Source organism: Synechococcus sp. N26, assembly GCF_900473975.1.
Taxonomy (GTDB): Bacteria; Cyanobacteriota; Cyanobacteriia; order PCC-6307; family Cyanobiaceae; genus Parasynechococcus.
Genome location: NZ_UCNM01000002.1, coordinates 15,623 through 41,570 on the forward strand (window position 1 = coordinate 15,623; position 25,948 = coordinate 41,570).

At 63.0% G+C, this 25,948-nt stretch carries 29 protein-coding genes; 14 read left to right on the forward strand and 15 right to left on the reverse strand.

The window, feature by feature from the left end:
• Positions 1 to 61 precede the first annotated feature (61 nt).
• On the forward strand, positions 62 to 493 hold the full coding sequence (locus DXY33_RS00105; RefSeq protein WP_115131234.1) for an RNA-binding protein: 432 nt from the start codon (positions 62 to 64) through the stop codon (positions 491 to 493).
• A 70-nt stretch (positions 494 to 563) separates the two neighbouring features.
• Here the strand turns inward: DXY33_RS00105 and DXY33_RS00110 are convergent, their stop codons facing one another.
• Positions 564 to 1,472, reverse strand: coding sequence for a phytoene synthase (locus DXY33_RS00110; protein WP_115131235.1), 909 nt, complete (start codon positions 1,470 to 1,472; stop codon positions 564 to 566).
• A 3-nt stretch (positions 1,473 to 1,475) separates the two neighbouring features.
• On the reverse strand, positions 1,476 to 2,894 hold the full coding sequence (gene pds, locus DXY33_RS00115) for a 15-cis-phytoene desaturase (RefSeq protein ID WP_115131236.1): 1,419 nt from the start codon (positions 2,892 to 2,894) through the stop codon (positions 1,476 to 1,478).
• A gap of 88 nt (positions 2,895 to 2,982) precedes the next feature.
• Here pds and DXY33_RS00120 point away from each other — a divergent pair, with 88 nt between their 5' ends.
• Positions 2,983 to 3,330 (forward strand): NAD(P)H-quinone oxidoreductase subunit M, encoded by a 348-nt coding sequence (locus DXY33_RS00120; RefSeq protein WP_025362552.1) that lies wholly within the window; start codon positions 2,983 to 2,985, stop codon positions 3,328 to 3,330.
• Positions 3,327 to 3,962 (forward strand): DUF3172 domain-containing protein, encoded by a 636-nt coding sequence (locus DXY33_RS00125; RefSeq protein ID WP_115131237.1) that lies wholly within the window; start codon positions 3,327 to 3,329, stop codon positions 3,960 to 3,962. The genes DXY33_RS00120 and DXY33_RS00125 overlap by 4 nt, the downstream gene beginning before the upstream one ends.
• Here the strand turns inward: DXY33_RS00125 and DXY33_RS00130 are convergent.
• A complete protein-coding gene (locus DXY33_RS00130) occupies positions 3,953 to 4,942 on the reverse strand; it encodes a LysR family transcriptional regulator (RefSeq protein WP_114987555.1) in 990 nt (329 codons plus the stop codon). The genes DXY33_RS00125 and DXY33_RS00130 overlap by 10 nt on opposite strands.
• Before the next feature lie 81 nt (positions 4,943 to 5,023).
• On the opposite strand from DXY33_RS00130, the gene DXY33_RS00135 reads away from it, so the two are divergent.
• From DXY33_RS00135 to DXY33_RS00160, 6 genes are all read left to right on the forward strand, one after another.
• A complete protein-coding gene (locus DXY33_RS00135; RefSeq protein WP_115131238.1) occupies positions 5,024 to 5,755 on the forward strand; it encodes an NnrU family protein in 732 nt (243 codons plus the stop codon).
• A gap of 35 nt (positions 5,756 to 5,790) precedes the next feature.
• Positions 5,791 to 7,800, forward strand: coding sequence for an NAD(P)H-quinone oxidoreductase subunit 5 (locus DXY33_RS00140; RefSeq protein WP_115131239.1), 2,010 nt, complete (start codon positions 5,791 to 5,793; stop codon positions 7,798 to 7,800).
• Positions 7,801 to 7,889: 89 nt separating this feature from the next.
• Complete coding sequence (locus tag DXY33_RS00145) at positions 7,890 to 9,527, forward strand: NAD(P)H-quinone oxidoreductase subunit 4 (protein ID WP_115081180.1); 1,638 nt, start codon at positions 7,890 to 7,892, stop codon at positions 9,525 to 9,527.
• A gap of 67 nt (positions 9,528 to 9,594) precedes the next feature.
• Positions 9,595 to 9,996 (forward strand): lipopolysaccharide assembly protein LapA domain-containing protein, encoded by a 402-nt coding sequence (locus tag DXY33_RS00150; RefSeq protein WP_115131240.1) that lies wholly within the window; start codon positions 9,595 to 9,597, stop codon positions 9,994 to 9,996.
• 58 nt (positions 9,997 to 10,054) lie between these two features.
• Positions 10,055 to 10,957 carry a segregation/condensation protein A gene (locus DXY33_RS00155; protein ID WP_115131241.1) on the forward strand — a complete coding sequence of 301 codons (903 nt, stop codon included), beginning with the start codon at positions 10,055 to 10,057 and terminating at the stop codon, positions 10,955 to 10,957.
• A 46-nt stretch (positions 10,958 to 11,003) separates the two neighbouring features.
• Positions 11,004 to 12,182 (forward strand): NDP-sugar synthase, encoded by a 1,179-nt coding sequence (locus DXY33_RS00160; RefSeq protein WP_115131242.1) that lies wholly within the window; start codon positions 11,004 to 11,006, stop codon positions 12,180 to 12,182.
• On the opposite strand, the gene DXY33_RS00165 is transcribed toward DXY33_RS00160, so the two are convergent.
• Entirely contained in the window at positions 12,163 to 13,068 is a 906-nt protein-coding gene (locus tag DXY33_RS00165) for a methylenetetrahydrofolate reductase (protein ID WP_115131243.1), read from the reverse strand. The two genes, DXY33_RS00160 and DXY33_RS00165, sit on opposite strands and share 20 nt — an antisense overlap.
• A 67-nt stretch (positions 13,069 to 13,135) precedes the next feature.
• Here DXY33_RS00165 and DXY33_RS00170 point away from each other — a divergent pair, with 67 nt between their 5' ends.
• Positions 13,136 to 13,414 (forward strand): helix-turn-helix transcriptional regulator, encoded by a 279-nt coding sequence (locus tag DXY33_RS00170; protein ID WP_011365335.1) that lies wholly within the window; start codon positions 13,136 to 13,138, stop codon positions 13,412 to 13,414.
• 208 nt (positions 13,415 to 13,622) lie between these two features.
• Here DXY33_RS00170 and DXY33_RS00180 read toward each other — a convergent pair whose 3' ends face one another.
• From DXY33_RS00180 to DXY33_RS00220, 9 genes are read right to left on the reverse strand one after another with little or no spacing between them, the layout of a single operon-like run.
• Positions 13,623 to 14,129: a CYTH domain-containing protein gene (locus DXY33_RS00180; RefSeq protein WP_115131245.1), complete on the reverse strand. Its 507-nt coding sequence runs from the start codon at positions 14,127 to 14,129 to the stop codon at positions 13,623 to 13,625.
• A 3-nt stretch (positions 14,130 to 14,132) separates the two neighbouring features.
• On the reverse strand, positions 14,133 to 15,083 hold the full coding sequence (locus tag DXY33_RS00185; RefSeq protein WP_115131246.1) for an NAD(+) kinase: 951 nt from the start codon (positions 15,081 to 15,083) through the stop codon (positions 14,133 to 14,135).
• Positions 15,084 to 15,101: 18 nt separating this feature from the next.
• The gene (gene nuoK, locus DXY33_RS00190) at positions 15,102 to 15,431 is read right to left on the reverse strand and encodes an NADH-quinone oxidoreductase subunit NuoK (protein WP_038552705.1); all 330 of its coding nucleotides are present in this window, start codon (positions 15,429 to 15,431) and stop codon (positions 15,102 to 15,104) included.
• Positions 15,431 to 16,030, reverse strand: coding sequence for an NADH-quinone oxidoreductase subunit J (locus DXY33_RS00195; RefSeq protein WP_115131247.1), 600 nt, complete (start codon positions 16,028 to 16,030; stop codon positions 15,431 to 15,433). Before DXY33_RS00195 ends, nuoK begins: the two co-directional genes overlap by 1 nt.
• Entirely contained in the window at positions 16,027 to 16,674 is a 648-nt protein-coding gene (ndhI, locus tag DXY33_RS00200; RefSeq protein WP_115131248.1) for an NAD(P)H-quinone oxidoreductase subunit I, read from the reverse strand. Before ndhI ends, DXY33_RS00195 begins: the two co-directional genes overlap by 4 nt.
• 59 nt (positions 16,675 to 16,733) lie before the next feature.
• The gene (gene nuoH / locus DXY33_RS00205; protein ID WP_170950907.1) at positions 16,734 to 17,852 is read right to left on the reverse strand and encodes an NADH-quinone oxidoreductase subunit NuoH; all 1,119 of its coding nucleotides are present in this window, start codon (positions 17,850 to 17,852) and stop codon (positions 16,734 to 16,736) included.
• A gap of 27 nt (positions 17,853 to 17,879) precedes the next feature.
• A complete protein-coding gene (locus DXY33_RS00210; protein ID WP_115131250.1) occupies positions 17,880 to 19,070 on the reverse strand; it encodes a citrate synthase in 1,191 nt (396 codons plus the stop codon).
• A gap of 13 nt (positions 19,071 to 19,083) precedes the next feature.
• On the reverse strand, positions 19,084 to 19,572 hold the full coding sequence (gene sixA / locus DXY33_RS00215) for a phosphohistidine phosphatase SixA (RefSeq protein ID WP_115131251.1): 489 nt from the start codon (positions 19,570 to 19,572) through the stop codon (positions 19,084 to 19,086).
• Positions 19,550 to 21,130, reverse strand: coding sequence for a DUF3352 domain-containing protein (locus DXY33_RS00220; RefSeq protein WP_244275782.1), 1,581 nt, complete (start codon positions 21,128 to 21,130; stop codon positions 19,550 to 19,552). The genes sixA and DXY33_RS00220 overlap by 23 nt, the downstream gene beginning before the upstream one ends.
• Positions 21,131 to 21,183: 53 nt before the next feature.
• Here DXY33_RS00220 and DXY33_RS00225 point away from each other — a divergent pair, with 53 nt between their 5' ends.
• Together DXY33_RS00225 and hrcA are read left to right on the forward strand one after the other, a co-directional pair.
• Positions 21,184 to 21,540 (forward strand): rhodanese-like domain-containing protein, encoded by a 357-nt coding sequence (locus tag DXY33_RS00225; protein ID WP_114987584.1) that lies wholly within the window; start codon positions 21,184 to 21,186, stop codon positions 21,538 to 21,540.
• A complete protein-coding gene (gene hrcA, locus DXY33_RS00230; protein ID WP_115131253.1) occupies positions 21,540 to 22,514 on the forward strand; it encodes a heat-inducible transcriptional repressor HrcA in 975 nt (324 codons plus the stop codon). The genes DXY33_RS00225 and hrcA overlap by 1 nt, the downstream gene beginning before the upstream one ends.
• Before the next feature lie 10 nt (positions 22,515 to 22,524).
• On the opposite strand, the gene trpB is transcribed toward hrcA, so the two are convergent.
• Positions 22,525 to 23,781 carry a tryptophan synthase subunit beta gene (gene trpB / locus DXY33_RS00235; RefSeq protein ID WP_115131254.1) on the reverse strand — a complete coding sequence of 419 codons (1,257 nt, stop codon included), beginning with the start codon at positions 23,779 to 23,781 and terminating at the stop codon, positions 22,525 to 22,527.
• Positions 23,782 to 23,880: 99 nt separating this feature from the next.
• On the opposite strand from trpB, the gene DXY33_RS00240 reads away from it, so the two are divergent.
• Together DXY33_RS00240 and cysC are read left to right on the forward strand one after the other, a co-directional pair.
• Positions 23,881 to 24,207, forward strand: coding sequence for a translation initiation factor (locus DXY33_RS00240; protein WP_115131255.1), 327 nt, complete (start codon positions 23,881 to 23,883; stop codon positions 24,205 to 24,207).
• Positions 24,208 to 24,238: 31 nt separating this feature from the next.
• A complete protein-coding gene (gene cysC / locus DXY33_RS00245; protein ID WP_115131256.1) occupies positions 24,239 to 24,883 on the forward strand; it encodes an adenylyl-sulfate kinase in 645 nt (214 codons plus the stop codon).
• Here cysC and DXY33_RS00250 read toward each other — a convergent pair.
• Entirely contained in the window at positions 24,843 to 25,928 is a 1,086-nt protein-coding gene (locus DXY33_RS00250; RefSeq protein WP_115131257.1) for an AI-2E family transporter, read from the reverse strand. The genes cysC and DXY33_RS00250 overlap by 41 nt on opposite strands.
• Positions 25,929 to 25,948 lie beyond the last annotated feature (20 nt).

Here is a 25,948-nt window from a genome sequence, read left to right on the forward strand (position 1 = left end):
TTAACTTTCCTGGTGTCAATGATGACGGTCAGACACCGACAGATCGCATTTCCTTTCCTTCATGAGCATCCGCCTGTACATCGGCAACCTGCCGCAGACCTTTGAAGAACAGGAGCTGGTGGCTCTGCTCAAGTCGGTGGGAGAAGGGATTCGGTTCAAATCGGTTCTCGACCGCGAAACCGGTGCATGCCGCGGTTTCGGCTTCGCCAACGTGGACGATCCGAAACTCGCCGACGCCGTGATCGAAGCTCTCAACGGCAATGAGTTCGGTGGCAGTGCCCTACGCGTCGAGCGCTCCGAGCGTCGCGACAACAATGCTGGCGGCAACCGTCGTGGAGCCCCCAATGCAGCCGGCCAACCTCAAGTGGCCCGCAAGGCTGTGAACAAGGTGGTCCACAGCGATGCGAAGAGCGAAGGCGCCCCTGACCCCCGCTGGGCCGGCGAACTGTCCAAGCTCAAGGATCTGCTGGCCAACCAGAAGACGGCTGTTTGATCCGTCGCTGATCTGATCGAGGGAAAAAGGAGATCAACTCCACCCCTGCCGCTCATCCCGGCAGGGGTTTTTAGCGTGACTGAGCCAACAGGAATGAACGGGGCAGATCAAGCAGCTTGTTGACCTTGGCCACATAGGCACGGTGATTGAACACGTCGTAATCGACCCGTTCAATTTCATCCAGGATGCCGCGGTACAACCGCAACGACGTCCACACTGGCCAGCGCGCATCGGCGGACAGCCAACGGACTCCGGCTTCGGAGCGGGCAAACCAATCGCGAGCCCGCTCCAGCTGGAAGCGCATCAACGCACGCCAGGCGTTGTTGAGGGTTCCAGCCATCAGCTCCTCCTCGGAATAACCGAACCGCTCGAGATCTTCCTGGGGCAGATAGATACGGCCACGGCCACGGTCTTCCCCCACATCCCGAAGGATGTTGGTGAGTTGGTTGGCGATCCCCAGGGCGACGGCCGCATCGGAGGTGTCGGGACAGTCACTCCAGGGAGCTGAGGTGTAGGCCTGGTCAACGCCCATCACCCCCTGGGTCATCAGGCCAACGGTGCCTGCCACGCGATAGCAGTAGAGATTGAGATCTTCAAAGCGGGGGTAGCGGGTCCAGGTGAGGTCCATCCGCTGGCCCTCGATCATGTCAAGGTAAGGCTGAATGCCCTGGGGGAAGCGCTCCAGGGTGTCGACCATCACCGCATCCAGATCGTCCTCCACCCGACCATCAAACAGAGCACGGGTCTTCTCTTCCCAACGGTCGAGCCGCTCTGCAAGCTCCTCCACCGGACGCGCCTGAGCCTCCGGGCTGTCCATCAACTCATCCGTGCGCCGGCACCACACATAGATCGCCCAGATGGCACGCCGCTTCTCGGGAGGAAGAAGCAAGGTGCCGATATAGAACGTCTTGGCCCACTCGGCGGTCTCCCGACGGCAGGCCTCAAAGGCTGCGTCGAGATCCGGGGAGGCGAGGGGCATGGCTCAGGCCGTCACAGGCTCACTGGAAGAGGTCGATGATGCCAGCTGACCTGTCTTGCGGTCCACCGCACCGGCGCAGAGCTTGCCGCTGAGAACAGCACCCTCCATCGAGGCGAGATAGCGCTGCATCGTGTAGTCGCCCGCGAGGAAGAAGTTCTTGATCGGGGTGGTTTGATCCGGGCGAAGCTCCTGGCAGCCGGGCGTCGTCTTGTAGACGGACAACGGCGTCTTCACGACCTTGTATTTGCGCAGGGTGGCGGGGTTGTCGCCACTGAAGTGCATCGGGAACAGCTTCTTGAGCTCACCCATGGTGGCCTCGATGATCTCCTCATCGGGGCGGCCGATCCAGTCTTTAGCAGGAGCAAAGACCAGCTCAAGCATCGACTTGTCGGGATCTTCGTACTCCCTGCAGGTGATGCTCATGTCGGCATACACGCTGAGCAGAGGGGAGCGGCTGAACAACAGATGGTCGATGTCGGTGAGCTTGCGATCGAACCAGAGGTGCAGGTTGATCACAGGGACACCCCGGAGGCCATCCAACTTCTGAAACACTTCCATCTGCTTCCAGGGCTCGGGCAGCAGCAGCTTGAAGGGATCCACCGGCAAGGCACTGACATAGGCATCAGCGGTGAGGTCGAAGCTTTCCTTGCCCTTCACGCCACCGATGTGGAAGGCCGCCACCGAACCATCGGCATTGAGCTTGATCTCACGCAGGGGGCTGTCGAGATGCACCTCACCACCCAGTGATTCGATGTGCTCGACCACCGGCTGGCAGAGGCGCTCCGGCGGTGCGCCATCCAGGAACGCCATCTGGGAGCCGTTCTTCTCCTGCAGGAAGCGGTTCAGGGCCGTGAGCACCACGGTGGCGGAGATCTCATCGGGATCGATGAAATTCAGCGCCTTGCTCATGGCGATGAACACCTCATCATTCACCCGCTCTGGGATGTTGTGGATCCGCAGCCACTCCGTCCAGGAATACTTGTCGCACTCCTCGACGTAACCCTGGCCCCGGAGCATGGCGGGGACCAGTCCTAGGCCGAAGCTGATCTTCTCCGGCCAGGTGAGCATGTCGTTGTTGCCCAGGATCGCCGCCACACCATTCACCGGTGCCGGCAGATCAGGGAAATCAAAGCGGCTGTAGGTGCCGGGCTCCTCGGGTTGGTTGAAGATCATCGAATGGCTCTTCCACTGCAGCCGGTCTTCGATGTTCAGCTCCTTGAACAGCTGCAGCATGTTCGGGTAGGCCCCGAAGAAGATGTGTAGGCCGGTTTCGTACCAGTCGCCGTCTTCGTCTTTCCAGGCCGCCACCTTGCCGCCGAGAACATCCCTGGCTTCCACAACGATGGGGGTGTGGCCGGCATCCGCCAGGTATTTGGCACAGGAGAGTCCAGCAAGACCAGCTCCGGCGATAGCGACGCGCATGCGGCCGTCTCGAAAGTGAAACCAACCTTAAAAGGGCTTGACCCCCGTTCGCTTCTTAAAGTCGTGTCAGCTTTCCCGTGGGCGCGTCTTGGCTGACACCCTTCTCAAGTGCACCACCCGCCACGTGCGCCTGTTCACAGCAGCACTTCAAGAGGAGGATCTGGTTCCTTCAGATGACCAACTGACCTTGGATCTGGATCCCGACAACGAATTTCTCTGGGATGCCGCCAGCCTCGCCAAGGTGCAGGGACGCTTCAAGGAACTGGTGGATGCCGCAGCCGGCGGCGAACTGAGTGACTACACCCTGCGCCGCATTGGTACAGACCTAGAGGGATTCATCCGGCAACTGCTCCAGGCTGGAGAACTCAGCTACAACCCGGATGGCCGCGTGCAGAACTTCTCAATGGGCCTGCCCCGCACCCCAGAACTGTTGTGACCGGCTCGCGCTACGACCGCGGCGGCCGCCGACCGCGTGATGGCCGCTACGACCGCGGTGAGCGGGATCGTTACGACGCTCCTCCCCGGGGCGGATACGGCCGTCCTCCCGGCCCCCCACCAGGTAGTGGAGGCGGCCAGGGCGGCTTTCAATTCAGCACCCTCACCGTGGCCGTCTTGGCAGGAGTTCTCGTGGTGGGGATCGGTATCGGCAGCGCTGTCACCAGCACAACCACGGGCGACCAGGGAAACATCGCCAGCTCCCAGCAACTGGACATGGCCGTTCCCGACCCGGAGTTCTGCCGCCAGTGGGGGGCGAGCGCCTTCGTCATGGACATCGAGATGTACACGACGCTCAACCCCTCCAGCAGCTTTGTGACCCAGCCAACCCTGCAACCGGGTTGTGTGATCCGTCGGGAGAACTGGTCGGTGCTGCGCAAGGAGGGGGCCATCACCGCCGAGCAGGAGCGTGAGTGCAAACAGCGGATGAACACGTTTGCCTACATCGGCTCCGTTCGGGACAAGCCCGTGGTGCGCTGCGTCTACCAAACCGACATCAGTGAGAACAAATTCCTCACCCGAGGCGTGGCAGATGACGCTGTGGGCGTGACACCCGAGGCCGATCAGTTCTGAACCAGTTGCTCCCCGATCGCTTCAGGCACGACCTTCGCTGCCTGACGAATCGGGCTGTCAGCGCTGGCAAAGACGGGCAGAACGTCATTGCGGAAGGCCACCGAGGCGCGTGAGCAGTAGCGGGCGGGATGGGTGATCAACTTGAGCTGGCGTCTCACCTGCAGATCAGCCACCTGGGGCCGGTGAATCGTTCCCGCCGATAACTCCCGCTCGATCGACACCACAGGAACAAAGGCGGCACCCAGGCCCGCCTGAACGGCATTCTTGATGGCTTCCAGCGAATTCAGCTCCATGTCGATGCGCAGGCGCTGCACATCCAGGCCGGAGCGCGCCAGAAGCTGGTCGACCATCTTCCGGGTGGTGGATTGCGCATCGAGACAGACAAAGCCCAGGCGATACAGGTCTTCCTTGGTGAGTTCAGCCAGTCGGGCCAAGGGGTGCTTCACCGGCAGCACCAGCGCCAGCTCATCACTGGCGTAGGGCACCACCTGCAGCAGTTCATTGAGTTCCGCCGGCAATTCACCACCGATGATCGCCAGGTCGATCTGACCGTTAGCCACACTCCAGCCCGTGCGTCTGGTGCTGTGGACCTGGAGCTGCACGGACACGTCCGGATATTTCTGGCGGAACAGGCCGATCATCCGGGGCATCAGGTAGGTGCCGGTGGTCTGGCTTGCCCCCACGATCAGGGATCCACCTTTGAGGTTGTGGAGATCATCCAGGGCCCGACAGGCTTCGTGGCACTGGCTCAGGATCCGGTCGCAGTAACTCAGCAGCAGATGGCCAGCCTCAGTGAGCTGCGCCTTGCGCCCGCCGCGATCAAACAGCGAAACCTCCAGCTGCTTCTCCAGGTTCTGGATCTGAAGGCTGACGGCGGGCTGAGTGACGTAAAGACTGTCGGCGGCCTTCTTGAAGCTGCCCTCACTGACAATCGCGCGAAGGATCCGCAGCTGGTCGAGGGTGAACGGCAGATCGGCCACCGCGGAACACCCGGAGGAACACCAGAAATTTAGGACCGCCGCGTCCGACAGCCAGAATCACGCCCTTCCAACGCAGCCGCCATGGCCTCCACCCACCACAGCAGCGTCGTGATGCTGGTGCTGCTGATCCTGTTTGCCGTGATTCACAGCGGTGGTGCTGCCCTGCGCAGCCGGGCTGAGGCCGTGATCGGAGCACGGGCCTGGCGCCTGATCTTCGCGGCAGCCAGCATTCCCTCGGCCGTGGTGTTGATCGGATGGTTCCTGGCCCATCGCTACGACGGGGTGCGGCTGTGGAATCTCCAGGGCGTGCCTGGGGTGATTCCGCTCGTATGGATCGGAACCGCCGTCAGTTTTCTCTTCCTCTATCCAGCCACCTACAACCTGCTGGAGATCCCAGCGGTGCTGAAACCGCAGGTGCGTCTTTACGCCACGGGGATCATCCGCATCAGCCGCCATCCCCAGGCCATCGGGCAAATCCTCTGGTGCCTCACCCACGCCCTCTGGATCGGCAGCAGCTTCATGCTGGTGACCTGCGTGGGCTTGATCGGCCATCACCTCTTCGCCGTCTGGCATGGGGACCGGCGCCTGAAGGCCCGCTTCGGCGAAGCCTTTGACGAGCTCAAGGCCAGCACCTCGATCGTGCCCTTCGCAGCGGTGCTGGATGGACGCCAGCAGTTGCAGTGGCAGGAATTCGTTCGACCGGCACAACTGGGCATCGCCATCGCCGTCGGCGTGTTCTGGTGGGCCCATCGCTTCATTGCGACGGCTGCGGAGTTGATGCGCAATTCAGCACTCCAGAACCTGCTGGGCTGAGCTGCCTACACTCGCTTCAACCTCCCTTTTTGCGAATGCCCTCGGCCGAGGAACTCGCCTGGCTCATTCCGGTTCTGCCCCTGTTCGGCGCAGTGCTGACCGGGTTGGGATTGATCAGCTTCAACCGCACGATCAACCGGTTGCGCAAACCCGTTGCGCTGCTATTGATCTCCTGCGTTGGCGCAGCTGCGGCCCTCAGCTACAGCATCCTGTTCAACCAGCTCAATGGGGCTCCGCCAGTCGAGCATCTGTTCGTATGGGCCAGTGCTGGCAACTTCGTTCTGCCGATGGGTTACGTGGTGGATCCACTCGGGGCGGTGATGCTGGCGCTGGTCACCACCATCGCCCTGCTGGTGCTGGTGTATTCCCACGGCTACATGGCCCATGACAAGGGCTACGTGCGCTTTTTCACGTACCTGGCGCTGTTCAGCAGCTCCATGCTGGGTCTGATCATCAGCCCCAATCTTCTGGAGATCTACGTCTTCTGGGAACTGGTGGGCATGTGCTCCTACCTGCTGGTGGGCTTCTGGTACGACCGCGACGGTGCCGCCCACGCCGCTCAGAAGGCTTTTGTGGTGAACCGGGTTGGTGACTTCGGCCTGCTGCTGGGCATCCTTGGCCTGTTCTGGGCCACGGGAAGCTTCGATTTCCAGGGAATCGCCGATGGTCTGCAGAACGGCCTGGCCGCCGGAACGGTGGCCCCATGGGCAGCGCTGCTGCTCTGCCTGCTGGTGTTCATGGGTCCGATGGCCAAGTCGGCCCAGTTCCCCCTCCACGTCTGGCTGCCCGATGCCATGGAGGGCCCAACGCCGATTTCAGCGCTGATTCACGCCGCAACGATGGTGGCCGCAGGGGTGTTCCTGGTTGCCCGACTCGATCCCCTCTACGCCCAGTTCCCCATCGTTCAAACCGTGATCGCCGTCGTTGGCACGATCACCTGCTTCCTGGGGGCTTCCATCGCCCTCACCCAGATGGACCTCAAGAAGGGTCTGGCCTACAGCACCGTCTCCCAGCTCGGCTACATGATGCTGGCGATGGGTTGCGGTGCCCCGGTCGCCGGCATCTTCCACCTGGTGACTCATGCCTTCTTCAAGGCGATGTTGTTTCTGGGATCAGGCTCCGTCATCCACGCCATGGAGGAGGTAGTGGGCCACGAGCCCGTTCTCGCCCAGGACATGCGCCTGATGGGCGGCCTGCGCAAGAAGATGCCCGTCACCTCGATCACCTTCTTCATCGGCTGCATCGCCATCAGTGGCATTCCGCCCCTGGCCGGCTTCTGGAGCAAGGACGAAATTCTTGGTCAGGCCTTCAACAGCTACCCACTTCTCTGGGTAGTGGGCTTCCTGACGGCGGGGATGACGGCTTTCTACATGTTCCGGCTCTACTTCCTCACCTTTGAAGGGGAGTTCCGCGGCAATGACACCGCCATGCAGGCCCAGCTGCTGACCGCCGCTGGCAAGGATCCTTCCGAGCACCACGCCCATGGCGGCAGCGTGCACGAGTCGGCCTGGCCGATGGCGGCCCCCTTGGCGGTGCTGGCGGTGCCTTCCGTACTGATTGGCCTCTTGGGCACCCCATGGAACAGCCGCTTTGCGGGCCTTCTCAATCCGGAAGAAGCCCTCGAGATGGCCGAACAGTTCAGCTGGGGCGAGTTTCTCCCCCTGGCAGGCGCCTCCGTGGGCATCTCCGTTGCCGGCATCAGCCTGGCTGTTCTGGCCTATGCCCTGCGTCGGATTGATCTGGGGCAGCTGGTGGCCGGCCGCTTCCCGGCGGTGAATGCCTTCCTCGCTAACAAGTGGTATCTCGATGTGTTGAACGAAAAGCTGTTCGTTCGCGGCAGCCGCAAACTGGCGCGGGAAGTGCTCGAGGTGGACGCCAAAGTGGTTGATGGCGTGGTCAACCTCACCGGACTGCTCACCCTGGGCAGCGGCGAAGGTCTCAAATATCTCGAAACCGGACGCGCCCAGTTTTATGCCCTGATTGTATTTGCCGGTGTGATCGGCCTTGTGGTGCTGTTTGGCGTGATCGGCGGACCTATCGCTTGAAGCTCATCGTCCATGTGTGTCATCGCCTATCGAGGTGATGACACAGCGGCCATGATTTCTACGATCCATCCAGTGAGGATCGGATCAGCGTGTTCGAATTCGCAGTCGCCGGACTCAGCGATCCGGTGCAGGCCACCGTTCCATGGCTGAGCCTGTCGATCCTGGTGCCGATTGTGGGTGCCCTGCTGGTTCCGCTGGTTCCGGACAAAGGCGAGGGCAAACAGGTGCGCTGGTACGCCCTGATCGTGACGCTGATCACCTTCCTGATCACCGTTGCGGCTTACCTCACCGGCTATGACCCCAGCCTGAGTGGTCTGCAGCTGTCCGAACGGGTGAGCTGGCTGCCGGATCTTGGCCTCACCTGGGCGGTGGGAGCTGACGGGCTCTCAATGCCGTTGATCCTGCTCACCAGCTTCATCACCAGCCTGGCCTGCCTGGCGGCGTGGCCGGTGAGTTTCAAACCGCGGTTGTTTTATTTCCTGCTGCTGGCCATGGACGGCGGCCAGATCGCGGTGTTCGCCGTGCAGGACATGCTGCTGTTCTTCCTGGCCTGGGAGCTGGAACTGATCCCGGTGTATCTGCTGCTGGCCATCTGGGGCGGCAAGAAACGCCAGTACGCCGCAACCAAATTCATCCTCTACACCGCCGGCAGCTCCCTGTTCATCCTGTTGGCCGCCCTGGCCATGGGCTTCTTCGGCGGCGGCACCCCCAGTTTTGAGTACACCGCTCTTGCAGCCAAAGACTTCGGCACGGGCTTTCAACTGCTCTGCTACGCCGGGCTGCTGATCGCCTTCGGCGTGAAGCTGCCGATCGTGCCCCTGCACACCTGGCTGCCGGATGCCCATGGCGAAGCAACGGCACCGGTGCACATGCTGTTGGCCGGCATCCTGCTGAAGATGGGCGGCTATGCCCTGCTGCGCTTCAACTGTGAACTGCTGCCAGCGGCCCACTCCCAGTTCGCCCCACTGCTGATCGTGCTGGGGGTGGTGAACATCATCTACGCCGCCCTCACCTCCTTCGCCCAGCGCAACCTCAAACGAAAGATCGCCTACAGCTCGATCAGCCACATGGGCTTCGTGCTGATCGGCGTGGGCAGCTTCAGTGCCCTGGGCACCAGTGGCGCCATGCTGCAGATGATCAGCCACGGTTTGATTGGCGCCAGCCTGTTCTTCCTTGTGGGTGCCACCTACGACCGCACCCACACACTTCAGCTGGATGAGATGGGAGGCATTGGCCAGAAGATGCGCATCATGTTCGCGCTCTGGACGGTTTGTGCCCTCGCCTCCCTGGCCCTGCCTGGCATGAGCGGGTTCGTGAGCGAACTGATGGTGTTCGCTGGCTTCGCCACGGATGAGGCTTACACCCTGCCCTTCCGCGTGGTGATCTGCGGGCTGGCCGCCGTCGGCGTGATCCTTACACCGATCTATCTGCTCTCGATGCTTCGCGAGATCTTCTTCGGCAAGGAGAAAGAGGAGCTGGTGTCCCACACCAACCTGGTGGATGCGGAGCCTCGCGAGGTTTACATCATCGGCTGCCTGCTGGTGCCGATCATCGGAATCGGGCTGTACCCCAAGCTGATGACCGACAGCTACCGCAGCTCGATTGAAGCCCTGGTGAATCGAAATCTGGGTGCGATGGAACAGGTGATCTCACCAACGGCCCCCCTGATTCGAGGTCAGGCGCCCGTTCCAGCAGTCATCCAGGCCCCTGCCGTGGGCGCGTCATAAATCACGTATCGATTCCGATTCATTCCCACCCAACCGTCCGTAAGTTCCAGGGGAACGCTCCCCTGCCATGCGTCAGATCAACTTCGGCCTGATCTTCAGCTTCGGCCTGATCACGGTGTTCTTCACCCTCGCGAACACCAACCCCACGACGGTTCATGTGTTGCCGGGTGTCGAGTACACCCTGCCTTTGGCGGGTCTGCTGCTGCTGGCAGCGGGGTTGGGAGCCGTGTCGGCCTGGTTCTTCGCGGCCTGGACCGGCATGCTCAACAACGTTGAACAGTTCAGCAAAGCGAACGAATACGAAGCCCAGCAGGTGCGGATCCAAGAACTGGAGACCGACCTCAGCCGCTACCGCTCCACCGTTGAAACCCAGCTGGGCCTCCTCCCCGCAACCACCGTCAGCGCGACCAGTGCCGAGAGCGACGACAACGACCAGGCGGAGGTCACCGATGCCAGCAGCGCGGCCTGAGGCAGCACTGGCAACACCGGTTGAGGACCGATACCTTGCCGGAAAAAGGTGAATTGACTTGCTCCAGGTGGCCCCCAACGACGGCGCTGATACAGGAGCACGCCTTGCGATTCGACTGCTGCAGGACGCAGCGGAGCGGGGCGATCTCGATCCCTGGGATGTGGATGTGATTGCCGTCATCGACGGCTTTCTGGATCAACTTCGGCAACGCATCGAGATTCCCGGGCAGGTGGCGGCCGCCCTGGCCGGACGGGGTGGCAGTTACGAGCGGGATCTGGCTGACAGCAGCGAAGCCTTCCTGGCCGCCTCCGTGCTGGTGGGACTCAAGGCGGAGATGCTCGAAACCAGCATGTTGCCGCCGCCGCCCGAAGTCGAAGATCACTTCGATGCCGACTTCGATGAGCAAGGTTGGCTGGATCCGGCCTTTGATCTGCCCCGACGGCCGGAACGTCATCTGCAGCGGCGGCCCGTGGCGCCACCGCCATTGCGTCGCCCTGTCACCCTCGGGGAGCTGATCGAGCAACTGGAAACAATTGCCGAGCAGCTGGAATCAGACGAACTCGAGGCACGCCGCCGCAAACGGCAGAAGCGCTACAGCAACCGTGAAGCCATCGCCCAGGTGGCCGGACTAGCCCACCGCGAAAAGCTGCCGGAAACAACCGCAGCACTGGGGGTGTTTCTGAACGGTTGGGAGACCGCCCTGGACTGGGTGGGCTTCGATCAACTGGTGGATCAGTGGGAGGTGGCCGCCGCAGCGGACCTGGACCGTGACCGGGTCGGGGTGTTCTGGGCCCTGCTGTTTCTCTCCTCCCAGGGCCGGGTTGAGCTGGAGCAGGAGGGTTGGCTCCACGGACCGCTGCGACTGAAATTCATCCCCGCGAGTGGCACTGCAACGCAACTGCCGATCCGCAGCCTTCAGGTGCCAGATCCGTCGCCGACCCGGACGGTCGTGGCGGCCTAAGACCGGGTCTATGGTCACTACCTTGTATTGACCCGACCAAACGCCAATGAAGGCGATGATTCTGGCGGCTGGTAAGGGGACGCGGGTCCAACCGATCACCCATGTGATCCCCAAGCCAATGATTCCGATCCTGCAGAAGCCGGTGATGGAATTTCTGCTGGAACTGCTCAAGGAGCACGGTTTCACCGAAGTGATGGTGAACGTCTCCCACCTGGCCGAAGAGATTGAAAATTACTTCCGGGATGGCCAGCGTTTCGGGGTTGAAATTGCCTACAGCTTTGAAGGACGGATTGAAGACGGCGAACTGATCGGCAGTGCGCTGGGGTCTGCAGGCGGGCTCAAAAAAATCCAGGATTTCCAGCACTTCTTTGACGACACCTTCGTGGTGCTCTGCGGCGATGCGCTGATCGACCTTGATCTCAGCGAAGCGGTACGCCTGCACAAAGAGAAGGGTGCGATCGCCAGCCTCGTCACCAAACGGGTCCCCAAGGATCAGGTGAGCAGCTACGGCGTTGTGGTCACCGATGACCAGAACAGAATTTCAAGCTTCCAGGAAAAGCCCAGCATCGACGAAGCCCTCAGCGACACGATCAACACCGGCATCTACATCTTTGAGCCGGAGATCTTTGAACACATCCCTTCGGGAGAGTCCTTTGACATCGGCTCGGATCTGTTCCCGAAACTGGCCGAGCTCGGTGCACCCTTCTATGCCATCCCGATGGATTTCGAGTGGGTGGATATCGGCAAGGTTCCGGACTACTGGCAAGCCATCCGCAGTGTGTTGATGGGTGACGTCCGTCAGGTGGGCATCCCCGGCAAGGAGGTGCGTCCCGGGGTTTACACCGGTCTGAATGTGGCCGCCAACTGGGACAAGATCAACGTCAACGGCCCGGTCTACGTGGGCGGCATGACCAAGATCGAAGATGGCGCAACGATCATTGGGCCCACCATGATCGGCCCCAGCTGCCACATCTGTGAGGGCGCCACGGTCGACAACTCGATCATCTTCGACTACTCACGCATCGGCCCCGGCGTGCAGCTGCTCGAGAAGCTGGTGTTCGGCCGCTACTGCGTGGGCAAGGACGGTGATCACTTCGATCTGCAGGAGGCCTCGCTCGACTGGCTGATCACCGATGCCCGTCGTCAGGACCTGGTGGAGCCTTCCCCGCAGCAGAAAGCCATGGCGGAGCTGCTCGGCACCGACCTCACCCAGGCAGCGAGCTGAGTCCGGCGCGATCCAGGATCAACGGGATACGCTCCTCAGCCTTGATCGCCATCAGGTGAACGCCACGAACGATGCCGAGATAACGCTTTACCTGTTCAGCGGCGATGGCCACACCCTCCATGGCGGGATTCTCGGCGCACTCCAACCGATGGATCAACGCATCAGGGATGCAGGCTCCTGGCACAACGCGGTTGATGAACCGGGCATTCTTGGCTGACTTCAGCAGGAACACGCCAGCGAGCACGGGCAGACCCAGGGGGCCGGCCAGTTCGTGCTGGAAGCGCTCGAGCGCTTCAGGGTCCATCACCATCTGGGTTTGAACGAAGCGGGCTCCCGCCGCTTGCTTGCGCTGCAACCGGCGCTGGAGACCGCTCCAGCTCCTCGATTGTGGGTCGGCGGCACACCCGGCAAACAGCGTGGTCGCCCCATCGGGCAGGGTGCCCTGCACGGGATCCACGCCCCGATTGAGGGAATCCACCTGCTGCAGGAGCTTCACCGACTCGAACTCATTCACCGGCCGGGCATCCGCCTGATCGCCCGCCCGCACCGGATCGCCAGTGAGACACAACAGGTTTCGGATCCCCAAGGCATGGGCCCCGAGCAGATCGGCCTGAAGGGCGATGCGGTTGCGGTCCCGGCAGGCCATCTGCAACACCGGCTCCAAGCCAGCCTCAAGCAGCAACTTGCAGGAGGCCAGGCTGCTCATCCGCATCACAGCCCGACTGCCATCGGTCACATTCACGGCATGGACACGGCCTTGCAGCGATGCGGCCATGGCCAGCATGTGCGAGGGGTCGGCTCCGCGGGGAGGCATCACCTCGGCCGTGAGCACCTGATCCCCGGCCTCAATTGCGCGCTGCAGCGCCGTGCTCAAATCTCGTTCCATTTCACCGGCCCACTATGCAGGATCAGACCGGTCGTCCGGACTAGCATGATCCCAACGGTGGTCGCCCATGTCCTCCCTCGACGGTACCGATCCTCTGGAGATCTCCCTCTCTGCGAGGGAGATAGAGATCATCGAGCTCGTGGCCGAAGGACTGACCAATCAGGAAATCGCTGACCGTCTCACGATCAGCAAACGAACGGTGGACAACCATGTGAGCAACGTGTTCACCAAGACCGGCTCGAAGAACCGGGTGGCACTGCTCAATTGGGCCATGGACAACGGCAAGATCTGCCGGGACGGCTTCAACTGTTGCGTCCTTCCAGAACACGATCCCCCCTCAGCCTGATCGTGGAGCTGACAGGCTCCGGCAAGCTTTGAAGGGAGGTGGGGCCCACAGGGATCTGAAAAAGCTTGGCGTATTCCAGACAGGCCTCCACGCTGGAGCCTGCGAAGCGAAGCATTCCAGTTGTGTCGTACAGACCCACCACTGGAAGGAGCCACCAATCAGAACTCCCCAAAGCTAAAGGAAATCTGAAGACAAATCCAGTCCGGCCTTAGGGCCAGCCAAAACGTCGACGCTGCGCCTCAGGCCAGGACTGAACCGGATGCTGGGCCAGCACCGCATTGCTCCAGCGGGATTCCCCGGTGATCTCCTCGCCACACCAGGGAGGAATCAGCAGATCCGCCTGGGCCGATGCCAGCTCCACCTCCGCCAGCACCAAGGGGGCGTTCTCGCCCTGGAAACAATCCACCACCCAGTCACCACCAGGGCAATCCAAGGCGTAGCGGACTTTGTCCAGACGGTGCGGCGCCAGATCCCAGAGGGCTTCAGCGTCCGCCACGGGAATCGGATAGTCGAACTCGTGGCGCACCAGGCCAACCGCATCAGCCGCCGCCTTCAGGGTGAGCCAGGCCTGATCCGATCCGCGCAGACGCATCCGCACCGTCACACCGTCGGCACTGGCGGCCAGATAGCCCTGACGCAGCTGCTGTGCGGGGCCAGCACTGCTGCGCCAGGCATCCGACCGCACCAGAAAGCGCCGTTCAATCTCGAGGGCCATGGCTCAATTCTGCGAGGGCTGAGACGCGTGCAGGCTTCCCGCCCAATGCAGCTTGTGGGAGAGGGTTCGGTAATACGACGGGCTTTGATTGAGCAACACCATCAGGGCATGGTGGCGCGCCTGCTGAACAACACAGCACTCACCAGGCTCCAGCACCGTGCAGCCCACACCGTCCTTCCACAGCTTGATGCGGTGATCCCCAGCCCCCAGGGGCCAGATCGCCAACCTGGCCCGAGGCGGCACCACCAGCGTTCGGCTGGAGAGGCTCATCGGGCAGATCGGAGCAACGATGATTGCATCGATGCCGGGGTGAAGGATCGGTCCCCCTGCCGCCAGGGCGTACCCGGTGGACCCCGTGGGCGTGGAGAGGATCAGGCCATCACCACGCACCTGGTCGATCACTTCCCCATCGATCTCGAGCTCCAGGGTGCAGGTGGGCGAAATCTCATCGCGGTAGGCCCGCAGATAAAAGTCGTTGAAGGCCCAGTGGTGCTCTTCATCGTCTTCGAGATCCGGCTGCTGCAAAGGACCCGGCGAAGCCGCTCGATCTTCAGCGGAGCGTCGATCCACCATCGCCTGAAGCATCATGCGACGTTCGATCGCGAACTGATCGTCCTGAAGGCGTTGCCAGATCTGATCGCCACGCAACACACGCCGGTCATGGGTCAGAAAGCCCAGATGGCCTCCCACATTGATGCTGAGGATCGGGATGTCATGCACCGCCAGGTGGCGGGCAGCCCCCAGGACCGTGCCATCTCCCCCCAGCACCAGCGCCAGATCGGGCAACGACTCCTCAACAGCCAGCAGGCCTGGGAAAGGATTCACCCGCGGCCCCGACATCGCCGTGATCACGTGGGAGCCGAGAGCTTTCAGCTCCTTGGCACATTGGCGGGCTTCACGCTGGGCAGGCTGGCTGTCGGCCCGATAGATCACCCAGACCCGATCGAGACGCATGACCCAGGTGTGCGGGGGTTACCAGCGCAGCAGGTTGAACTGCTCCATGTCGACGGTAACGCGATTGCGATAAAGCGACAGCAGGATCGCGAGACCGACAGCGGCCTCAGCGGCGGCCACCGTGATCACGAACACAGCGAAGACCTGGCCGCGAATCAGATCACCATCCACGAAGGAGGAGAAGGCCATCAGGTTGATGTTCACGGCATTGAGCATCAGCTCAATGCTCATCAGCACGCGCACCGCATTGCGGCTGTTGATCAGACCCCAGACGCCGATGCAGAAGAGCATCGCGGCCACCAGAAGGTAGGCCTGCAGGGAGGGAAGCGTGGCAAGGAAATCGCTCATCAGTCCGCTCGATTCATCAGCAGGGGAGTACTGGCCTTCTCAATCAGGCCTTGATCGGCCACCTCACCGGTGACCACATCGGTGGCCAGCACATCACGACGGGCCAAGACGATGGCGCCGATCATGGCCATCAGCAGCAGCACCGATGCCACCTCGAAGGGCAAGAGGTAATCGGTGAACAGGTGTTCACCGATGCGGGCCGTGGCTTCCTCACCCACGGCGGCAGGACCAGGCAGCGACCAGGGGGTGGTAACCACAACACGAACCAGCAACGCCAGCAGACCGGCGCAAACGCCGGCGGACACCACACGGCGCGTGGTGAGGTTGGCGATGGCCTTGAGATCTTCCCGCTTGTTGACGAGCATGATCGCGAACAGGATCAACACATTGATCGCGCCCACGTACACCAGGATCTGGGCCATGGCCACGAAACTGGCGTTCAGCAGCAGATAAAGCCCTGCAACGGCGGTGAACACCCCACCCAGCAGGAAGGCGGAATAGACGATGTTGCTGAGCAGCACCACACCCAGGGCGCCGATCACCACAACGGCGGACAGCACCAGAAAACAGATCAGCTCGGTGGTTGTCGCGATGGTCATGCGTCGCCCTCCTTGGCCTCACTGGAGGATTGTCCCTCATTCTTGGCAGAGGACTTGGCAGGAGGGGTGAGGGTCTCCAACACCTGAGACGGCAGCTGACCAGCCCGGGGACGATCTGCGGCAACACCATGGGGATCCATCTCGCCCGCCGGCAGATAGGCGAGTTCCCTGAGGGAAACAACTGAGGGGTCGGTGGTGACGCTGGTGGGAAGGCGCCCGAGGGCCACGTTGTCGTAGTTGAGGCTGTGGCGATCAAAAGCCGCCAGCTCGTACTCCTCCGTCATCGAGAGGCAGTTGGTGGGGCAGTACTCAACGCAATTTCCGCAGAAAATGCAGACGCCGAAGTCGATGGAGTAGTTGCGCAGCTCCTTCTTCTTCGTGGCCTTGTTCATCACCCAATCGACCACCGGAAGATTGATCGGGCAGACCCGCACGCACACCTCACAGGCGATGCACTTGTCGAACTCGTAGTGAATCCGGCCCCGATAACGCTCGGAAGGAATGAGCTTCTCGTAGGGGTACTGCACCGTGACCGGACGGCGCTGCATGTGGTCGAAGGTGACAGAAAAGCCTTGGGCCAGATTCCGGGCTGCATCGACTGCATCCCGGGTGTAATCACCGACCTGTTTGAGGAAGCCGAACATGGTCTGAAGGGGAGAGAACGAAGCGGAACCGGGAGCGAAGAAATCCTAGGTAGGAAAACCTAGCCGCCGAATGCAACGGGGAATGCGAGCTTGAGGGCTGCTGTCACCAGAAGGTTCACCAGGGACAGGGGCAGCAGGAACTTCCAGCCGAGATCGAGCAGCTGGTCAATGCGCACGCGGGGGGTGGTCCAGCGCAGCAAGATCGCCACGAACACCAGCAGATAGGCCTTGAGCACCGTCATCACGATGCCAACGGTGCCCGTGATCACCTGCACCACGGGGGCATCGATGGGCTGGTTCAACCAGCCGGCCAGCCACTCCACAGGAATCGGAAAGCCCCAACCACCGAGATACAGAACGCTGACCAGGACGGCCGAGAGCACCAGGTTGATGTAACCCGCCAGGTAGAAGAGAGCGAACTTCATGCCCGCGTACTCGGTCTGATAGCCGGCGACCAGCTCTTCCTCAGCTTCGGGAAGGTCGAAGGGCAGCCGCTCACACTCGGCCAGGGCACAGATCCAAAAAATCAGGAAGCCCACCGGCTGGCGCCAGATGTTCCAGCTCAAGATGCCGGCACCGGTCTGCTGACCCACGATGTCGACCGTGCTCAACGAGTTGGTCATCATCACGATGGCCAGCACCGCCAGAGCCAGGGGAATTTCGTAGCTGATCGATTGAGCCGCGGCCCGCAGCCCACCGAGCAGCGAGTACTTGTTGTTGGAGGCATAGCCGCTCATCAGCAAGCCGATCGGCTGGATGCTGCTGAAGGCGATCCATAGGAAAATCCCCACGCCCAGATTGCTGATCAGCAGGTTCTGGCCGAAAGGAATGATCAGCCAGGAAATGATCACCGGCACAACCACCAGCACCGGGCCGAGGGTGAACAGCAGGCTGTCGGCCCGCGCCGGGATGATGTCTTCCTTGACGAGCAGCTTGAGGCCGTCGGCCAAGGGCTGAAGCACGCCCAGGGCACCGGCGTACTCCGGACCGATTCGCTGCTGGACAGCGGCGGAAATCTTGCGTTCCAGCCACACCGAAACCAGCACACCCACCACTGCAGCCACCAGAACCAGCAGCATCGGCAGCGGCAGCCAAAGCAGCCTCGCCACCTCCGGGGAGAAGCCAAACCCTTGCAGGGCCTGGCTAAAGCTCAATTCCAGGTCCAGTCCCGGACTCACCATGGTGTCGACGGAAGTGGGTGCAACTTAGGCGGCCGGAGCCGAGACGCGCTCCTCAATGGGCATCCAGGAGCGTGGCTGGGATCCGGAGTAGATCTGCGAAGGCCGGAAAATCCGGTTCGCCCCGAGCTGCTCCCGCCAATGGGCCAGCCAGCCGGCAACCCTGGCGATGGCGAAGACCGGCGTGAACAGATCCCTGGGGATGCCGAGCTTGCGGTACACCAGGCCCGAATAGAAATCGACGTTGGGATAGATGCCTTTGGGGCCGAGACGGGACGCTGCTTCTGCTTCGATCGCCCGGGCCACGTCGTAGAGGTCGTCATGGCCGAAGCTGGCGAACATCTCCTCCACCAGGGCCTGCAGGATCACGGCACGGGGATCCTTGACCTTGTATTCCCGGTGGCCGAAGCCCATGATTTTGCGCTTGGCCGCGATGGCTTCATCCAGGAAAGCGCCAGCGTTCTCGGGACTGCCCACCTGCTCGAGCATGGCGAGGACATCTTCATTGGCGCCGCCGTGGAGTGGGCCCGCCAGGGTGCCCACGGCTGAAGCCACCACGGCGTAGGGGTCGGTGAGGGTGCTGGCGGTGACCCGGGCACTGAAGGTGCTGGCGTTGAGGCTGTGCTCGGCATGGAGCATCAGGCAACGATCAAAGATTCGCGCCGCCAGGGGATCCGGCTCACGTTCGGTGAGCATGTAGAGGAAATTGGCGGAGTAGGCCAGATCATCCCGGGGCTGGATTGGGTCCTGGCCTTTGCGGATCAGCTGAAAAGCGGCCACCATCGTGGGAATCTTGGCGATCAACCGCACCACCGCGTCATAGATGTACTGCGGGTCGTCGATCGCCCGGCGCGAATAGAACAGCCCCAGGGAAGCGGCACTGGACTGCAGCGCGTCCATCGGATGGCCGCTGGCCGGGAAGCACTTCATCATGTCCCGCACCCGGAAGCTGACCCGCCGGTGCATCTGCACCGCGTGCTCAAACTCCGCCAGCTGGTCGCGGCTGGGCAGCTCTCCCCAGATCAGCAGGTAAGCCGTTTCCAGAAAACTGCTTTTGGCCGCCAGATCCTGCATCGGATAGCCGCGGTAGGTGAGCAGCCCTTGCTCTCCATCGATGTCGCAGATCGCCGACTGGGTGGCCGGCACGCCATCCAGGCCTGGACGCAGTTCGATACCGGTCCGCGCATGGCGCAGGTCGCCTGTCTGCTGCTGGGCCACCGCCTGATTGCCTCTAACAGCAACCTAAATCGTCAATCAACAGTGCTGGCCGAAGCAAGGCCTTCAACTGCCACTGGCCCGCGGAACGGCGCAGCTGAATCACGCCGGCTTTCTTCAGCACCAGGGCAACTGGGGCACACCCCAGAAGACCGCAGGCCAGATCGCCAAGATCCGGCTCATGACCGACCAAGCCAAGCCGTTGATCAAAGGCGGTCACCAGCATGTTGAGGTCCCCTCCAGGCTGAAGCCGTTCATCCACCGCGAGTTCAGAAGCGAGCCCCGCCTCCAACGCCAGTTCCGCCGTTTGCAGAGCCCGGCGATAAGGGCTGGACAGCAAGCGATCCAAGCGCAGCCCCCGTTGCACCAGGGCCGCCATCACCTGCTGGGTTCGCTGACGGCCAGCGGCGGTCAGGGGTCGATCCGGATGGTCCTGGCCCGCCTGGCGGGGTTCGGCGATGCCATGCCGCAACAGAACCAGGTCAGCCGAGTTCGAGCCGGGCATGCAAAGGAATCTCGGTACTGCCTTGCTCCTGACGATCAACGTCGACGGCCACCGCAAGGCCGCGGACCTGATCCTGAAGCGGTCGCCCCGCCATCACCTGCAGCAGGGCCCAGGGCCGCCATTGCCCCAACAGCGCACGGGCCGGCTCATCCGCCAGCAGGAGGGCCTGCGCTGGTTGGGCGGAGGCTGTGAGCTCCTGCCACTGGTTCAAGCGGGGCTGGAGGACACGCCCGTTCTGGCGCTGCGACAAAGCCATCAAGGACTCGCCCCACCAGTTCAGCGCAGACGAGCGAACCTGAGCCACGGCCAATTGGGCATCCACCCCAGGCTGGCGTCCCCGCTGGCGCACCAGCCGCGTCCACACGCTCAGCACCTCGCCATCTCCCTCCAGCTCAGAACGGGTCAGACCCTGCTCCTGCAAACGCGCATCCACCGCATCCCTGGTGGGAGTTTGCGGGCGGGTGGCCAGCAGCCAGCCCTCGGGTTGGTCCTGCCAGAGGAGAGGGCCAGCATCGACCCCCACAACAGCATCGGCCGCCGGCTGGTCCGCCAAGCGCTGCTCCAGCAAGGGAGCGAACCATTGGGCCAGCGGATGGCTTTCGCTGGGATCCAACAAACGGGCCGGACTCTGGAGCTGAGCCAGCCAGCGGGCATGGCCGCCCGCCGACGCCGTCAGATCCGTGAGCCCAGGCCAGGGGTCGGTGCCAAGGGCTTGCCGGAACCCGAGGCGCCCATCCACCGCCAGGGTTGAACCCTCCGGACGCAGTGATGCCACGAGTCCGCTCAGATCGTCCCGTTGGGCCACCAGCTGCGGAAGCTGCAGCCAATGCTCAAGGGCATGGGGAGATGCCGTGAGCAGAGCCACGCCTTCGCCGAGCTCAGCCACCTGACGTTGCAGGCGTTGATCGCCCAGCTGATGCTGATCCGGAAGCTGGGAGACATCGAGGGCCTGCTCCAGCACACCCCGGCCTGAGGCCACCAGCAGCAGATCGTCGTCAATCAAGGCCGTGGCCAGGGGTTGGGGGTCATGCCCCACCAACGCCCCCTGGCCGCTGATCACACCGATGCCGCGGTAACTGCTGATCTGCAGGTCGGTGCCCGCCAGGCTGCGGGTCTGCCAGAACCGTTGCAGAAAGCGCCGGGCTCCGTCGTCATCCCGACTGGTCAAAGCCAACACCCAAGCGGCGTTGGAATCCCCATCGGTGAGGGTGAGACTGACCTCCTCGCCAAGCCAGGGCTCCAGCTCAAGACCGAACTGGAGGCCCGCCAAAGCAAAGACGCCTTCGCGCCACTGCCGGGCGCCATCACGGGCATCGCGGCGTTGGGAGGCAGGGGCAACGGCCTGGGCGTAGGCCGGCAACCGTCCTGGATCGGCCAACCAATGGAGGGACAAGTCAGCATCCCGGGGCACAAACCGGGCCGCCCGAGGCAGATGCAACGGCTGCTCCACCAACTGCAGGGGGCTCTGGCGGTTCATGGTCCAGAGCAGGCCAGCGGCCAGCAAAATCAGCGACAACAGCACAGCGCCGGCAGCGCTGAGGAAGGGGCGGGCCTTCATGGGCCGGCGGTCTCGGGTCGCCTCATCTTTGTCCATCACCGCAGAATGGCGCCATGGGCCAATCCCAACAACCACAACCAATCCAAGCCTCTGAACTGCAGCAATGGCTGCAAAGCGAGCGACCTTCACCGCAACTGGTGGATGTGCGCGAGGAGGCTGAGCTCGCGATCGCTGCCTTTCCAGGTGCGGTGCTGCACCGCCCCCTGAGCCAATCCAATGCATGGCTTGGAACACTGCAGGCCGACCTCAACCCCGATCAACCCGTCGTGGTGGTCTGCCATGCCGGCGTGCGCAGCTACCACTTCGGCCTGTGGCTGCTGGACCAACCCTGGGGCCTTGAGGTGTGGAACCTTGAGGGAGGCATTGATGCCTGGAGCCTTCAGGTGGATCCCAGCGTTCCCCGCTACTGATGAGCAAGCCCCTGTCCCTTCGGCAAGAGCAGGTGCTTCAGGCGACGGTGCACCACTACGTCGACACGATGGAGCCGGTGGGCAGCCGCACCCTGGTGCAACGCTTCGGCATTCCCGCCAGCTCCGCCACCGTTCGCTCCGCAATGGGGGCGCTGGAGCGCCGAGGACTGCTGCATCAACCGCACACCTCCGCCGGACGCGTTCCCAGTCCGATGGGATACCGGCACTACGTGGACGCGTTGCTGCCGGAACCCGGCATCGCCGTTCAACACCTGGAACGGGAGCTCACCGGCCTCAGTCTTCGTTGGGCCGGTTTGGACGACCTGCTGATGCATCTGGCCCGGCGGCTGACGGATTTCACCGGTCTGATGAGCCTGATCACCCAACCGCAGCAAGAGAACCAGCAACTGGAGACGATCCGTCTGGTGCCCAGCGGTGATCGACTGCTGGCGATGCTGGTGGAAGCCAATGGCCGCGCCAGCCACCTCAACCTGCGTCTGCCCCACGGGGCTGAAGCCGAACTCACCGCGATGGAACGCTGGGCGTCGGCCCAGCTCGAGCAGGGCGACCTGAACTGGGACGCACTGCCCAGGCAGCTGCAACGCAGCGGCGCTGTGCTGCGCAACGCCCTTGAGCAGCCCACCCCCGCCAACTCCACACAGGTGGTAGTGCATGGCCTTTCAAGGCTGGTGAGCGAACCGGAATTTGAAAGCACCTCCAACCTTCGGCCGCTGCTGGAACTGATCGATGACCAACCCGCCACCTTGATCAGCCGCGGTGAATCCGCACGGGTGTGGATCGGCGAGGAACATCCCCAGCCAGCCCTGGAGGCCTGTGCCGTGGTTCAGGCGCCCTACCGCTGCAACGAGGGGCTCGGCCATGTGGCTCTGGTGGGACCGATGCGGATGGCGTACGCCACGGCACGAGCCGCCGTGCAGCGGGTGGCCCGCCACCTGGAATTGCTGCTGGCCTGAGGATCACTCTTTAGAGCTGATCCCCCAGCTTCTCCGCCACGGTGTTGACGTCCTTGTCGCCGCGGCCGGAGCAGTTGATCACCACTTCCGTGCCATCGGCCAGGGTGGGGCAGAGCTGCTCAAGCCAGGCGAAGGCGTGGGCGGTTTCCAGGGCCGGAATGATGCCCTCAAGTTCACTCACAAGGCGCAGGGCATCGAGGGCCTGTTGGTCTGTGACTGCGGCGTACTCAGCACGCCCGATCTCCCGCAAGTAGCTGTGCTCCGGCCCCACTCCGGGGTAATCGAGACCTGCACTGATGGAGTGGGCCTCCATCACCTGACCGTCGCCGTCCTGCAGCAGCAGGCTCATGGCACCGTGAAGCACACCGGCACGACCCTCGGTGATCGTCGCGGCGTGGCGACCGGTGGCCACACCATCACCGGCGGCCTCAACACCGATGAGCCGCACAGACGTGTCCTGCACAAAGGGATGGAACAGGCCCATGGCATTGGAGCCACCGCCAACGCAGGCCATCAGAACGTCAGGCAGCCGGCCGAAGGCGTCCTGACACTGCTGCTTGGACTCCTCACCGATCACGGCATGGAAATCCCGCACCAACATCGGATAAGGGTGCGGACCAGCGACGGATCCAAGGATGTAGTGGGTGGTCTCGACGTTGGTCACCCAGTCGCGGATCGCCTCACTGGTGGCGTCCTTGAGGGTGGCGGTGCCGGCCGTCACCGGTTGCACCGTGGCGCCCAGCAGGCGCATGCGGAAGACGTTGAGGGCCTGACGGCGCATGTCTTCCGCGCCCATGTAGATCACGCACTCCAGACCAAAGCGGGCACAGACCGTGGCCGTGGCGACGCCGTGCTGCCCCGCACCAGTCTCGGCAATGATCCGCTTCTTACCCATGCGCAGGGCCAGCAGGGCCTGCCCCAGGGCGTTGTTGATCTTGTGGGCACCGGTGTGGTTCAGGTCTTCACGCTTGAGCCAGATGCGGGGGCCACCGTCGGCTCGGCGGTAGTGGGCGGTGAGACGCTCGGCCTCATACAACGGTGTCGCCCGGCCGACGTAGTTCTTGAGCAGACGGTTGAGCTCGGCGGTGAAGGCGGGATCGTTCCAGGCCTGGGCCGCTGCTTGCTCCAGTTCCGCCAAGGCCGGCATCAGGGTCTCGGGCACGTACTGTCCACCGAATCGTCCAAAGCGGCCATGGGCACCGGGGCGCACCGCTGGCTGCAGGCTGGAGGGATCCGGAGTGCTGGCGTTGGGCAGGGTGCTGGTCACGGATCCACGGCGGAGCGTCGGCTCAGCGTAAGCAGGCGGTCACGCCATGGGGCGCCGCATCGGCGCTCATCGACAATGCAAGCCGGTTGCGACGGGTGAATGCCGAAGGGAGGCTGGCAAGAATTCAGCAGTGCCGAGAGCCTGCAGCGACCGAGCGGCCCTGCGGCGGAGCCCACAGCCAAGGCGCAGCAAATGGTGCGGGTGCAGCCCAGCCGTGGTGGCAAAGGTGGCAAAACCGTGACGGTGATCCGGGGCCTGGAGCTGGATGCTGCGGGCTTCAAGGCGCTGCTGAAGAAGCTCAAAACACGCATCGGCAGTGGCGGGACCGCCAAGGACGGCGTGATCGAACTGCAGGGAGATCAGGTGGATCTGGCACTCGAGCTGCTCAGCAAGGAGGGATACCGGCCGAAACGGGCTGGGGGCTAAGGGAGAATGGCCGCCACTTCATGCCTTGGCCATGACCGCCAGCCCCACCTACGGAGAGCTCACCAACAAAGGTGCCTCCACCAACATCGCCTGGCATGAAGCCTCCGTGGGCCGCGACGAGCGCTCGAAGCAGCGTGGGCACCGCAGCGCCATTCTTTGGTTCACCGGACTCTCCGGCTCCGGCAAGAGCACCCTGGCCAATGCCGTCAACGCAGCCCTGTTTGAGCGGGGACTCGCCACCTATGTGCTGGATGGCGACAACATCCGCCACGGCCTCTGCAAAGACCTGGGCTTCTCCGATGCCGACCGTGAAGAGAACATCCGCCGCATCGGTGAAGTGGCCAAGCTGTTCCTGGATGCGGGCGTGATCGTGCTGACCGCCTTTGTGTCGCCCTTCCGTGCAGACCGGGACAAGGCCCGGGACCTGGTGAAGGACGGTGACTTCCTCGAGGTGTTCTGCGCGGCAGACCTCGAGGTCTGCGAATCCCGGGACCCCAAAGGCCTCTACGCCAAGGCACGGGCGGGGCAGATCAAGGAATTCACCGGCATCTCCAGCCCCTACGAAGCACCGGAAACGCCCGAACTGAAGATCGACACCGGCAAGCAGGATCTGGCCGACTCCGTGGAGCTGGTGATCAAAGCGCTCCAGGAGCGTGGGGTGATTCCGGCCGCCTGAGGTCGACGTCACCAGCCCTGGCGGCATCCGCCAGGGTTTTGATGCAACTGGCCACCGGCACAGCCAACAGCAGGCCCAGAAGATCGCCCACGCCATAGAGGGCTCCCACCCGGGCCCCAATGGGCAAGGCGATCAGCAACCAGGCCGGTTGCAACCCCACGATGCTGCCCATCAGCCGCGGTTGGATCACCTGATCCACGATCTGACCGACCACAATCGCCGCGGCCAGCAACTCAAGGCCTGTACGGGGGTCCTGAACCGCCAGCACCGCACTCACCGAGACGATCGACACGGCACTGGCATAGGGCACCAGGGTGGTGAAGCCGATCAGCACGGCGAACAAGACGCCGTAGGGAATGTTCAGGGCGGTGAACACCAGAAGCTGACCACCACTGAGGATCAGCGCCAGCACCACCTGACCGGCGAAATAGCCCCGAAAGGTGCGCTCGAGGGTCGTCTGCACCAGATCTCGCCAACGGTCGGGCAGCCAGCGGGCCAGACCATCAACGATCGGATCCGCCCCAAGCAGCAGGAAGACCGCCAGCACCAGCACGATCACCACATTGATCGTGGTGCCCACCGTGGCCCCCAGCAGGCCCAACAGGCGTTGGCTCAACTGCGTCGCCAGACGGCTGAACTGGGCCACCAGATCACTGCTGAGGTCCGCGAAATCAGCCGGCAGGCCATGGTCCAGCGCCCAGAGCTGACCCCGATCGATCCACTGCTCCGCCGCCGTGAGCAGAGACGGCGAGGCACTGAGCAATTGGCTGAGCTGTTCGATCAGCAGCGGCACCAGGGCCACAGCGGCCCAGACCAGAAGCCCCAGGGTCACCAGGACCACGCTGACGATGGCCCAGGCGCGGGGAAGACCCCGTTGCGCGAGCCAGCGGCAGGGCAGGTCCAACAAAAAGGCGATCAAAGCCGCGGTGAGGAACAGCCCGGGGAATGGGGCGAACTGCACCAGCAAACGCTTCAGCACAAAGGCGTTCAAGCCCAGCACTGGCAGCAGAAAACCAAGCCGCAACCAGGCCGGCCAGGACGTCATCGTGGCGATGACGCGAATCG